The 12,622-nt window shown below is 28.7% G+C and carries 14 protein-coding genes; 12 read left to right on the top strand and 2 right to left on the bottom strand.

What is annotated here, in order from left to right; translation table 11 throughout:
* Positions 1-39 precede the first annotated feature (39 nt).
* Together Q0J69_RS01855 and Q0J69_RS01850 are read right to left on the bottom strand one after the other, a co-directional pair.
* Entirely contained in the window at positions 40-1,848 is a 1,809-nt protein-coding gene (locus Q0J69_RS01855) for a methyl-accepting chemotaxis protein (protein ID WP_297203795.1), read from the bottom strand.
* A gap of 113 nt (positions 1,849-1,961) precedes the next feature.
* Positions 1,962-2,645, bottom strand: coding sequence for a pseudouridine synthase (locus Q0J69_RS01850; RefSeq protein ID WP_297203793.1), 684 nt, complete (start codon positions 2,643-2,645; stop codon positions 1,962-1,964).
* Between the two features lie 344 nt (positions 2,646-2,989).
* Between Q0J69_RS01850 and Q0J69_RS01845 the strand changes: the two genes are divergently transcribed.
* The 12 genes from Q0J69_RS01845 to phoU all read left to right on the top strand — a co-directional run bounded on the left by Q0J69_RS01845 (position 2,990) and on the right by phoU (position 12,613).
* Complete coding sequence (locus tag Q0J69_RS01845; RefSeq protein WP_297203916.1) at positions 2,990-3,715, top strand: flagellar filament outer layer protein FlaA; 726 nt, start codon at positions 2,990-2,992, stop codon at positions 3,713-3,715.
* A 25-nt stretch (positions 3,716-3,740) separates the two neighbouring features.
* Positions 3,741-4,448 carry a flagellar filament outer layer protein FlaA gene (locus Q0J69_RS01840; protein ID WP_297203791.1) on the top strand — a complete coding sequence of 236 codons (708 nt, stop codon included), beginning with the start codon at positions 3,741-3,743 and terminating at the stop codon, positions 4,446-4,448.
* Between the two features lie 127 nt (positions 4,449-4,575).
* Positions 4,576-4,713: a hypothetical protein gene (locus Q0J69_RS01835; protein ID WP_297203789.1), complete on the top strand. Its 138-nt coding sequence runs from the start codon at positions 4,576-4,578 to the stop codon at positions 4,711-4,713.
* A gap of 19 nt (positions 4,714-4,732) precedes the next feature.
* Positions 4,733-5,236, top strand: a complete 504-nt coding sequence (locus Q0J69_RS01830) for a hypothetical protein (protein ID WP_297203787.1) — start codon at positions 4,733-4,735, stop codon at positions 5,234-5,236.
* A gap of 18 nt (positions 5,237-5,254) precedes the next feature.
* The gene (gene mazG, locus Q0J69_RS01825) at positions 5,255-6,046 is read left to right on the top strand and encodes a nucleoside triphosphate pyrophosphohydrolase (protein WP_297203785.1); all 792 of its coding nucleotides are present in this window, start codon (positions 5,255-5,257) and stop codon (positions 6,044-6,046) included.
* Complete coding sequence (locus tag Q0J69_RS01820) at positions 6,043-6,516, top strand: glutathione peroxidase (protein WP_297203783.1); 474 nt, start codon at positions 6,043-6,045, stop codon at positions 6,514-6,516. The genes mazG and Q0J69_RS01820 overlap by 4 nt, the downstream gene beginning before the upstream one ends.
* A gap of 89 nt (positions 6,517-6,605) precedes the next feature.
* A complete protein-coding gene (locus Q0J69_RS01815; protein ID WP_297203781.1) occupies positions 6,606-7,034 on the top strand; it encodes an ankyrin repeat domain-containing protein in 429 nt (142 codons plus the stop codon).
* Positions 7,035-7,169: 135 nt separating this feature from the next.
* The gene (locus tag Q0J69_RS01810; protein ID WP_297203779.1) at positions 7,170-8,294 is read left to right on the top strand and encodes an aminopeptidase; all 1,125 of its coding nucleotides are present in this window, start codon (positions 7,170-7,172) and stop codon (positions 8,292-8,294) included.
* 131 nt (positions 8,295-8,425) lie between these two features.
* Positions 8,426-9,232, top strand: a complete 807-nt coding sequence (locus Q0J69_RS01805; RefSeq protein ID WP_297203777.1) for a substrate-binding domain-containing protein — start codon at positions 8,426-8,428, stop codon at positions 9,230-9,232.
* A gap of 81 nt (positions 9,233-9,313) precedes the next feature.
* Positions 9,314-11,104: a phosphate ABC transporter permease subunit PstC gene (gene pstC / locus Q0J69_RS01800; RefSeq protein ID WP_297203775.1), complete on the top strand. Its 1,791-nt coding sequence runs from the start codon at positions 9,314-9,316 to the stop codon at positions 11,102-11,104.
* Between the two features lie 22 nt (positions 11,105-11,126).
* Entirely contained in the window at positions 11,127-11,924 is a 798-nt protein-coding gene (gene pstB, locus Q0J69_RS01795) for a phosphate ABC transporter ATP-binding protein PstB (RefSeq protein WP_297203773.1), read from the top strand.
* A gap of 44 nt (positions 11,925-11,968) precedes the next feature.
* Positions 11,969-12,613, top strand: a complete 645-nt coding sequence (gene phoU / locus Q0J69_RS01790) for a phosphate signaling complex protein PhoU (protein WP_297203771.1) — start codon at positions 11,969-11,971, stop codon at positions 12,611-12,613.
* Positions 12,614-12,622: the final 9 nt, after the last annotated feature.

Genomic DNA, 12,622 nt, shown 5'->3' with positions numbered 1-12,622 from the left:
TCATTATAATATAAGATTATAGATAATAGAAATGTTCATTTATTTTAATTTAAAATAATCTATTTCATTAACTATTTCTTTACTCATATTGGATATTTCTGTACTTGAGGCTGAATTTTGAGTTGCTAGATTAGAATTTTCCTGAGTAATATTATTTAATTCTACTATAGCAGCATTCATTTGAATTATTCCGTCTTCTTCCTGCATTATAGACTGAGATATATCATGCAGTTCTTTTTCCATATCTTTAGCCAAATTATTAATAGCTTCCAATATTTCAGAAGATTTATTTGCAGACTCACTTCCAACTTCTACTCTTCTAACTGTTTCATCTACTATATTAGTTATATTCGTAGCCGCTTCATTTACAGTTTGTGCTAATGATCTTACCTCGCTTGCTACTATAGCAAAACCTCTTCCTTGTTCCCCAGCACGTGCAGCCTCAACAGCAGCATTCAAAGCAAGTATATTGGTTTGAAAAGCTATAGACTGTATTAATTTTGTAATCTCAGATATCTTTTTGCTTGATTCTGATATATCATGCATGTGTGCTGATATTTCATTAACAGCATCTACCCCTGTTTCAGTAGTTTCTATTACTTTTGTACTCATATCTTTTGCTTTTATAGAGTTTGAAGATATTTCTTTTATAGAGCTTGATAATGACTGCATAGAACCAGTAAGTTCTTCTATAGCGGCTGCTTGAGTATTGCTTCTATCTGATAAATATTCGGCACTTGATGAAATATTTTCTATTTCATTATTTATCATAGAAATATTTGATTTTAATTTTAATACTACATTTCCAACTATATTTTTCATCTCATTTACATGAGAAATTAGATGACCTGATTTATCATTTTTCAATTTGTTTGATTTAGAAGTTTCTATTATGAAATTTCCTTTAGACATTTGATCTATACTGTTTATGGCTTTATCAAGCATTTGTGATATAGGTATAACAACTAAAAATGCCAAAGATGTCTGCATTATTATTAAAATAACCATAATAGCTAAATAAGAAATCATCATTCTTTTTATTCTTCCATTTGTTTCATCCATACTACCTCGTATAACTAATTTGTACGGAGTATTTCTTAAATTTTTAATAGCATACCATTCATTTCCAACAATTTGTATTATGGCTTTATTAGGTGATTCTAATGATTTAGCATCTTTAAATAATACTTCCTGATATATATTATATTTATCATTAAATATATAGTCTTTATTTTGATGCGACATATATAAGCCTTCTGATGTAATTAGATTAACTTGATTTTCTGTTATAACTTTTTTCACAATATTGTTCATTTCTAAAAAATCTATACCAATAACACCTTTTAAAGAATTATTTGTATAAACTGCCAAAGATAAAGTTATACATATACCTCCAGTATTAGCATCAATATAAGGCTCTGTTATGAATATTCCGTCTTTAGATAAAGCACCTTTATACCATACTCTTGATGTTTGATCATAAGTATCAGGATAAGGACTTATTCCATTAACAAACAGTCCGCCAATATTATAAGGTATTTCATTTCCATAAAGTATGTCATATATATTCTTATTAGACTGCAAAATGTTTTCTAATGTCTTTCTAATATTAGGAAATAAATTTTCATTTGCTTGGAAATATCCTCTCAATGTATACATTACATCATATATTTTTTCCATTTCTATGGATAAAACTAATTCCGTATTATCCATTTCAATTAATGTATTATTTTTAAAATCATTTATATATACTGTTTTGTAAGCGAAGTATATAATTATGTATGCTATAAGCAAAAAAACAGCAAATGGAACTATTAATTTTAATAATAATATTTTATTATTTTTCATAATGCAACCCTAAAAGAATATTAATACAATAGATTATAACAAAAATATTTAATGTGTCAAATTAAGTAAATAATATAGACTATTTTTTTATATTAAGCAATATTAGGTATAATTTATTTTTTTAATATTGAATTTATTTCATCCTTTGTTAAACATTGAAAACATCCTTCTTTTAATTCATTTAATAAAATACCTGCTATTCTTAATCTTTTTAGTATAATGACTTCAAATCCTATTTTTTGGCACATTCTTCTAATCTGCCTATTTCTGCCTTCTATAAGTGTTATATAAAATGAGTTTTTATTTATTCTTTTTACTTTTGCAGGTTTTAATTTATGTCCATCTAATGATATACCATATTCAAGTTTTTTTAATGCACCATCAGGGACATCATCATTCACTTTAACATAATATTCTTTTTCACAATTTGTATTTTCTCCTATAATTTTTCTGCTGAATACTCCATCATTTGTAAATAGTATAAGTCCATTACTGTCTTTATCTAATCTTCCTACGGGATATATATTATCAAATTTATTTTTTATTAAGCTGTAAATAGGTTTTCCTTCTTCCTTATTATTGGAAACAACATATCCTATAGGTTTATTTAATTTTATATATATTTTATTTTCTTTATGATCTTTTATATCATATTCCACTTTATCATTTTCTGACACTTGAACTGCAGGATTTGTTATTATCATTCCATTTATTTTTACTTTGCCATTTTGTATGAGCTTATCAGCTTCCCTGCGGCTTGCTATATTCATTGATGCTATATATTTATTGAGTCTCATTATATTTTTTAGATTCTTTCTATAGTATTGTTTATTTATGTATATTATATATATTAACATAATTTAATTTTTAATCAAATTTATTAAATATTTAACTAAAATTAAATAGTTATTATAACGATATAATAGTATGAGAATTTTATATTTTATAGTTGACAATTTTTGTTTATTATAATATAATGGTGCTAAGTTATTGGATATAATTGCTTAGCTATAAATATTAAGGAGAGTGCGCTATGAAATTCTATAGAAGTACGGGAAATTTATCTCGCTACCTCATAATCATTTGTCTATTCATAAGCATATGTTCATTTGCTGTTTATGGACAAACTTCTAGTGTTTACATGGAAACTAGACTACTTTACAACTTTGAAACATTAGATGAATGGCAGCCAATATCAAATGCTAGCCGTTTTATGTTTAGAGGTGATAGAACAAATGAAAATGGTGTTGTAATGAAATATCCTAACATGAGATTATTCGCTACAAAACCATATGGTATGGGTAACCAAAGTTATAATTCAACTAATTCATTATCAATAAGTGTTTCTTTTTTCAGAAAATCTTATAATTTCTTTGATTTAGTTCCAACAGTACAAAAAATCATACCAGGAAAAGCTCAGACATTTGATGTTTGGGTATGGGGTGGTAATTATGACTATACTATGGAAATGATATTTGAAGATTATCGCGGTTATACTTATACATTGCCTTTAGGATCAATAAGATACATAGGTTGGAGAAATATGAGTACAGCAGTACCGGCTTTCATACCTCAGGAAGAACCTTATGTACCTAGAGCTAAAGGTTTAAGATTTATGAATTTCCGTTTCTGGTCTTCACCAGAGGAAAGAGCTGATAACTTTGTAGTTTTACTAGACTACTTCCAAACAGTTACAGATACATTTAGAGAAGCTTATGACGGTTCAGACATTGAAACTACACTTGGTCAAGAAGTTGGCGGAAGATCTTCTGAACAGTATACAGAAGGTGGAGCTCAAGTAGTAGGCGAAGGCGGCGGTACAACTACAGATACTACTGCAGAACAGCCACAAGAAGCGCAACAATAAGGTATAAGTAAGGAGAAGAAATAATATGAAAAGATTAAGTATCTTGATAACAATGTTAATTCTAACTGTTGCATTCTTGTTGTTTGCCCAAGATGCGGCTCAAACAGGTGAGCAAACTACTCAAACTCAAGGCGGTGATGGTAATAATAATTTCGTTACAGAAGCTATTACTAATTACTTAATAGACGATTTTGAATTTGCTAATACTTGGCAGGCTTCTATGCCTAGTGATTATGGTGTAGTTAGCATTATACGTCGTGAAGGTGGTCCTGCTGATGTAGTAGCTGAAGGTGCTGAAAATAATAAATATATATTAGGTGCTAAAGTAGAGTATTTTAGAACTGGTAATCCTTGGTTCTCTGTTACTCCTCCTAGACCTGTAAAAATACCTGGATATACTAAAGAAATTAGTGTTTGGGTAGCTGGACGTAACCATAATAACAAAATGAGTTTCTACATCTATGATGTAAACGGCAAACCTCAGTCTGTTGGTAATGAAGCTCTAAACTTTATGGGTTGGAAAAATATTACTGTTCAAGTACCTGCTAAAGTAAGACAAGAAGAATTTAGAGGTCAAGTAGAACAAGGTATAAGTTTTATGGGTATACATGTTAAAGTTGATCCTAGAGATTCTTATGGTAAATATTACATCTACTTCGATCAATTAATGGCTAAAACAGATATGTATTTAGAAACTTATAAAGAAGAAGATGATCCACTAGATACTTGGTAATATAAGCTATAACAGAATATTAAAGGCGGAGTTTTTATAGAGCTTCGCCTTTTTTATTGCATAATATAATATTGAAATTAATATCATTATATATTAAACTATAAATAAATATTTTATGGAGAAAATAATGTCGCCTATAAATATACTTTTAATTATTGGTTTTATCTTACTTTGTATATATGCAGTTACAACTAGAATTGTTAATTCTAGACATGAAAAGGATAAAAAAGAGAATATCAGTGATAATGAAAAAGATACCGAATAAAAAGTGAGAGGTTTTTATTATGTCAGAATTGGTTATATATATAATAATAGCTATTATATGGGGTATTATTAGTTTAATACAAAAGGCAAATAAAGATAATAAAAAGAATAGTAGAAAAAATAATACTCAAAAAAAATCTTATAATAATAGGCAGCATACTAGTACTGCAAAAAGAAATATAAATAATAGAAATGATGAGGAAGAAATATTCAAAAAACTTCAAAAAAATATCAAAGATTTGCAGAAATTAAATAATGAATCATTGAATGAATATGAATCTTCAAATACAGATAGAGAAATGCTGGAGCTTCAGGAAAGATATAATTCCAAAATTAGAGAACTTGATAACATAAAAAATACAGTAAATAAGGATGAAGAAGAAGTTAAGAATACCGCAGATAATAAATCTCATGTGAATAATATGCTTACCTCTTTAGATATAAAGAATGCTATTATTTACAATGCCATACTTGAGCCTAAAAGAATTAATTATAGAATTATAAGAAATAAAAAAATTAATTAATAAAGAGAGTTATTAAAAATGGATTCATTTGAAGAATTAATATCTATAGTAAAGAGATTAAGGGGAGAAAATGGATGTGCTTGGGATAGGGTGCAGACATTTGATAGTTTAATACCATGTTTTTTAGAAGAGGCTTATGAACTTGTAGAGGCTATAAGTAATAAGGATTATGGGAATATTAAAGAAGAGCTTGGAGATGTACTTTTGCATGTAGTATTTTTTTCTGAGCTTGCAAGAGATGAAAATAAATTTAATATTGATGATGTTTGTAAAAATATTAATGAAAAACTTGTTAGAAGACATCCGCATGTATTTGGAGATAGTAAAGTAAAAGATGTTGATGGAATTTTGAAGCAATGGGATGAGATAAAGAAAGAAGAAAAGTCAAATGATGAAAAAGAATTTAAGAGTGTGCTTGATAGTATTCCCAAATCGCTTCCTATAATGGAGAAATCATATAAATTAATGAAGAAGGCTGCAAGTGTAGGTTTTGAATATGAGCATATTGATGATTCATTAAAGAAAATAGAAGAAGAGCTTAATGAAGTAAAAGAAGCATATAGTGAGAATGATAAAGATCATCTTGAGGAAGAGATAGGGGATTTGATTATGACTGTACTTGATTTTGCACGTATGAATAAGATTAATCCTTTAAACTCACTTATAAGGGTTAATGAAAAGTTTACTAAGAGATTTAATTATGTTGAAGAGAGTGCATTCAAGATGAATAAAAAACTTCAGGATATGACATTGGATGAGATGGATAAACTTTGGAATGAATATAAAATTATAGAACGTGAAGCAAAATGAGTATATATGATTATATTGTTAAAGATACCAATGGAAATGATGTATCAATATCAAAATATAAGGGTAAGGTTTTATTGATAGTTAATACTGCAACTAAATGCGGATTTACTAATCAGTATAAAGAACTTCAGCAAATATATGATTTATATAAGGAAAGAGGTTTTGAAATTTTAGATTTTCCATGCGATCAATTTTTAAATCAAGCACCTGAATCAGATGAAGATATAAATAATTTCTGCAAACTTCATTATGCTGCTACTTTTGATAGGTTTCATAAAATATGTGTTAAGGGATATGATATAGAGCCTTTTTATGAATACCTAATAAATAATAGCAGTTATATATTTAATAAAAATATAAAATGGAACTTCACAAAATTTTTAGTTAATAGAGAAGGCAGTATAATACATAGATATGCCCCTTTTGTTAATCCTAAATATATAATTAAAGATATAGAAAAATTATTGTAAATAACTGTAAATCATATTTTTCTTGCAACAATTTTTAGTTTGTATTATAATACTAATACATTATTAATAAATTAGGGGATTAAAGAATAATGCCAATTAATTCAAATTTATACAAGAAGTCAAGATTATATGAACTTCTTCAAAAAATTATTAAGAAAAAAGATGATGAAAATTTTGATTTAAAGGAGAATACTGATAAACTGCTGGAGATGATAGATAAGAGTACTGAGGAAGATGTTAATTATTCTGATAATAAGATAAGCTGTTTGCATTTAGCTGTGCAGATAAATAATGCTGATGTTGTTGCTGCTTTGATTGCTAAAGGTGCTAATGTGAATGCCATTAATGAAAGAGGAGTAAGTCCTTTGCATTTAGCTATTATTAAGAATCAGCCTGAGGAAGTTATTAAGGTATTATTGGATAATGGAGCTGATTACAACAGAGAGGAGGCTAATTTTTCGGCTGTTATGCTTGCTGAGATAATGAATGCTCCTTATATGCATTTATTTAAATCATAATTTGTTAATTATATATGATGGAATGTTTTTAGCAGTTTGCAATAATTTTTGCATAGCTGCTTTTTTTGTATTTAATTATTGATTATTATTTTTTATTATATATTATTGTTTATATATTTTTTAAGGGGATAAATAATGAAAGATTCAAGAATAGAAAAACTAGCAAAAACTATAGTAAATTATTCATGCAGATTAAAAAAAGGTGAAAATATTTTAATCAAATGTTATGGTGAGGGAGATGAACGCAATTTGGCTTTAGCAATTATTAATGAGGCATATAAAGTGGGTGCTAATCCTTTTGTATGGAATCATGACCCTCATATAATGAGAGAATTATTAAAAAAATGTAATGAAGATCAGATGAAAACTTGGGCAAAATCTGATTTAATGCTTATGAAGGATATGGATGCTTATGTAGGAATATGGGGAGGATTAAACAGTGCTGAAAACTCTTCCATTAAAACTGAAAATAATAAAATATACGAGAAGTTTTATCTTAATCCAGTACACATGAAAGAGAGAGTAAAAAATACTAAATGGGTAGTTATGAATTATCCTACACCAGCAATGGCACAGCAGGCTTCTATGAGCAGCGATGAGTTTGAAGATTTTTATTTCAAGGTTTGTAATTTAGATTATTCTAAAATGTCTAAGGCTATGGATAACTTGGTTAAACTTATGGATAAAACTGATAAGGTAAGAATAGTTGGAAATGGTACGGATTTAACTTTCTCCATAAAAGGGATAAAGGCTATAAAATGTGATGGAAAAATGAATATACCAGATGGAGAAGTATTTACAGCACCTGTAAAAAATTCTGTTAATGGAGTTTTGAGTTATAATACTCCTTCTCTTTACAGTGATGGATTTACCTATGAGAATATAAAATTTGAATTTAAAAATGGAAAAATAATAGATGCTTCATGTAATGATACAAAGAGAATAAATAAGATATTAGATACCGATGCAGGTTCAAGATATATAGGTGAGTTTGCCATAGGAGTTAATCCTTATATAACAGAGCCTATGAAAGATATTTTATTTGATGAGAAGATTATGGGAAGTTTTCATTTTACTCCTGGATCATGCTATGATGAAGCACCTAACGGCAATAACTCTCAAATACATTGGGATTTAGTATGTATTCAGACAAAAAAATACGGAGGCGGTGAGATATATTTTGATGATAAACTTATAAGAAAAGACGGTTTATTTGTTATTGACAGTTTGAAATGCCTAAATCCTGATAAATTAAAATAGTACGGTTAGGTATAATAAAAAAATTAAAAAAATCAATTTTTTGTATTGACATAATATGTTTTATGGTATATAAGGTTTGTGTTAATTTTTGATATTAACAAAAAATTATTATTTCGGAGTAAATCAATTTTATGAAAAAGATTTTGATTTTCTTAAGTCTCGTGAGTATGATCATGCTTACTTCTTGCGGAGGCGGTGCCTCTAGTTCTACTGATATCGTTATAACAGGTTCTTCTTCAGTGTCCCCGCTAATGTTTAAATTAGCTGAAAAGTTTGAAGAAGTTAATTCCAACTACACTGTAACAGTAGAAACATCAGATTCAACTATTGGAGTTCAGGACACTATAAACGGCAACAACAATATAGGTATGGCTTCAAGAAATTTGAAAGAAGATGAGTTACCTAGTTTAGATGCTTATTTATTGTGTCAAGATGGTATAGTAATCATCGCTAATAAAGATGCTGACATTGCTCAGATAAGCGAAGAAGAATTATACAATCTTTATATGAACAATACTGCTATAGGAACTGTAACTAAATCTATTTCTAGAGAAGATGGTTCTGGTACAAGAAGTGCTTTTACAGACTTAACTTCTATCGGCAAAGAAAATCCATTACCTGCAACTGTTGAAATATTAGATGGAACAGGAAAGGTTAAGACATCAGTAATGAGTGATGCTTCAAAGATTGGATATATTTCTTTGGGTTCTATTGATGATACAATAAAGCCTTTAGCATATAAAGCAAAAGGTCAAAATGAATATGTTCAAGCATCAGTAGAAAATATCAAAAGTGATGCCTACAAGCTATACCGTCCTTTCTACATATTCACTAAAAAGGGTATAGAACTTGATGAAGGAACTAAGGCGTTCTTAGACTTCATTAATAGTGAAGCAGGGAAAGCGGTCATAAATGAAAATGGCTATGTAGCCAACTAATTTGAAATGAATAAGTCGATGTACAATATTTTTTGTATATCGGCTTTTTTTATTTCTAAGTAATTTTTAAGGACATTTATTTTGAGTAAGAATATTAATAAATATAAGTTTAATGAAATAATAGATAATATAATGAGATATGTATTTTTTATATGTTCTATATTTTCAGTTATAGTTGTATTTTCAATATGTATTTTTATATTTATCTATAGTGTGCCAATATTTAAAGAGGTTGGATTTTTCAAATTTGTTTTTGGAATGAATTGGTCGCCTTCAACAAAGGATTTTGGAATATTGCCTATGATTGTAGGCTCTTTATATATCACAATTCTTTCTGTATTTCTTGGGGGCGGATTTGGTTTTTTTACTGCGGTTTACATATCAATGTTTGCTCCAAAGAATATAAGAACAATATTATCTCAGGTAATAGATTTGCTTGCGGGCATTCCATCTATTGTTTATGGATTTTTTGGAATGGTGGTATTAGTTCCTTTCTTAAAAAACTTCTCTCCTAATGATGTAGGTGAGGGAGTGTTAGCGAGTTCTATAATACTTGCTATAATGATACTTCCAACTATAACATCAATTACAAGATACAATTTAGAGGCAGTTTACAAATATTATTATGACGGTGCTAGGGCTTTGGGTAATACTCATTCACAGGCTATTTTTGGTGTTATAGTGAAGGCGGCAAAGTCGGGTATATTTTCTGCTATAGTGCTTGGTATGGGTAGGGCTATCGGTGAGACTATGGCTGTTATGATGGTTGCAGGTAATGCTCCTTTTATACCTAAAGATTTATTCTCATATTTTAGAACTATGACTATTAATATAGCATTAGAGATGGGGTATGCAACAGGCAATCATAGGTCTGCATTAATTGCAACTGCTTTTGTGCTTCTCATATTTATACTTATAATCAATATAGTGCTTTCTATTCTAAAAAGAAATAATTTATATTTTTCATTTTCTTTTTCTAATCTTTTTAGAAAAAACAAAGAGCTTAAAACAAATATAAATGATTTTTCTTTTAAAAAGTTTGACATGAAAATGTGTACTATAAAAGCTAGTATTTTAGAATATATTTCTGTGTTTGCATCTATTGTATCTACACTGCTTTTAGTTTTTATAGTATTATTTATACTTATTAGAGGTCTTCCTCATATAACATTAAATTTACTATTTGGTGAAAGCAACAATTCACAAATGACGCTTTTGCCTGCAATAGTTTCTACTTCTATGATGCTTTTTATGTCTTTAATAATAGCTATTCCATTAGGAGTATTTGCCGCTATTTATTTAACAGAATATTCAAAGGCAAAGAGTCAATTAATATCTATAATAAGAATATTTACAGACAGTTTATCAGGAATACCTTCGATAGTGTTTGGGCTTTTTGGTATGTTGGTATTTGCTAATTTGTTTGGCATGGGAAGAAGTATAATGGCAGGTTCTCTCACATTAGTGTTAATAATTCTTCCTTCTATAATAAGACAAACAGAAGAAACATTACTTTCAATACCTCCAAGTTTAAGAGAGGGTAGTTTAGCATTAGGAGCTTCAAAGGTGAGAACAATATTTAAGATAGTTTTGCCTTGTGGTTTCTCTGGAATAATGACTTCTGTTATTTTAAGTATTGGTAGGATAGTTGGGGAGAGTGCTGCTTTAATATATACTGCTGGTGCTGTTAGATATATGCCTAAGGGTTATTTTAGTGCTGGAAGTTCTTTTTCTGTTATGATGTGGATGTTTTCAAGCGAGGGGCTTTATATTAATCAAACATTCGCTACTGCAAGCATTTTGCTTATAATGGTTATACTTCTTAATGCTTCATTATTTTTAGTGAATACAAAATTAAAAAAAGATTATTAAATTCTAAGGGGATTGAATATATATGGCTAATGAATTAAATAATATGGTAAACTTTGATTTTAATACTGATATAGCTATTAAGGTTAGAGATTTAGATTTATATTATGAATCTTTTCAGGCTTTAAAAAAGATAAATATTGATATAAACAAAAACAGCGTAACAGCTTTTATAGGGCCTTCTGGATGCGGAAAATCTACTCTTTTAAAAACTTTTAATAGAATGAATGATTTAATTCCAAATTGCAAAATAGAGGGAGATATAGAGATAGCTGGAGTTAATATATATAATAAAAATGTTAATGTATCGTATTTAAGAAAAAATGTAGGAATGGTTTTTCAGAAATCTAATCTTTTTGCTATGAGTGTTTATGATAATATTGCTTATGGACCAAGGACTTTCGGAATAAAAAAGAAATCAGAGTTAGATGAGATAGTGGAATATAGTTTAACAAAGGCTGCTATTTGGGACGACATAAAAGACAGGCTCAATAAAAATGCTTTAGGGCTTTCTGGAGGGCAGCAGCAGAGATTATGCATTGCTAGGGCTTTATCGGTTAATCCTAAAATACTTCTTATGGACGAGCCCACAAGTGCATTAGATCCAATAAGCACTGGAAAAATAGAAGACCTTGTTGATGAGCTTAAAAATGAATATACTATAGTAATAGTTACTCATAATATGCAGCAGGCTATGAGGGTGTCTGATAAGACGGCTTTCTTCTTGTTTGGTGAGATTATAGAATATAGAGATACTGAAGAGATATTCTCTAAACCTAAGGATGAGAGAACAGAGAGATATATCACAGGAAGATTTGGTTAATTTTATAGTTTATTATTTTTTAATAAAAAATTGGAGTTAAAAAAATGAAAAAATTTGATGAAGAATTAAATAAATTAACAGAATATGTTGTTGAAGCAGGCGACATGATATTGGATGCTTTGAGGAATACTTCTAAGGCTTTAGTAAATGCTGATATTGATCTTGCTAATCAGGTTATAGAAAATGACAGAAATATAAACAGAATATCATATAAGATAGAAAGTGCATCTTTAAAAATGCTTTTATTAGAGCATCTTGTTGCAACTGATTTGAGAATAGTTTCTGCCGCCTTAAAAATTGCTACAGATTTAGAGAGGATAGGGGATCAGGCTAAGGATATATGCGATTTGCTTAGATTTTTGTTGGAAGGAAATGTTTATAAAGATAATATAAAGCATATAATAGAGATGTATGAAATAATAGATTATATGGTGAGTAATTGTTTAAAAGCATTTAAAGAAAAGGATGAAGAATTATCGAAAAATGTTATAGCTTGTGATGATAAAGTGGATAAGCTGTTTTATAGTATGCGTGATGCTATGGTTGATTTAATTAAAAGCGGTGCTGAGAATGCTGATCAGGCTATATATTTAATGATGATAGCAAAATATTTTGAAAAGATGGGAGATCATGCTGAGAATATAGCTAAATGGGTTTACTATTACATTACTGGAGAGAGATTTAAATAAATTATTAAA

The organism is uncultured Brachyspira sp. (assembly GCF_944388875.1).
In the GTDB taxonomy this organism is placed as follows: Bacteria; Spirochaetota; Brachyspiria; order Brachyspirales; family Brachyspiraceae; genus Brachyspira.
Note: the sequence above shows the minus strand (reverse complement) of the source record. Positions and strands in the feature narration are given on the sequence as shown.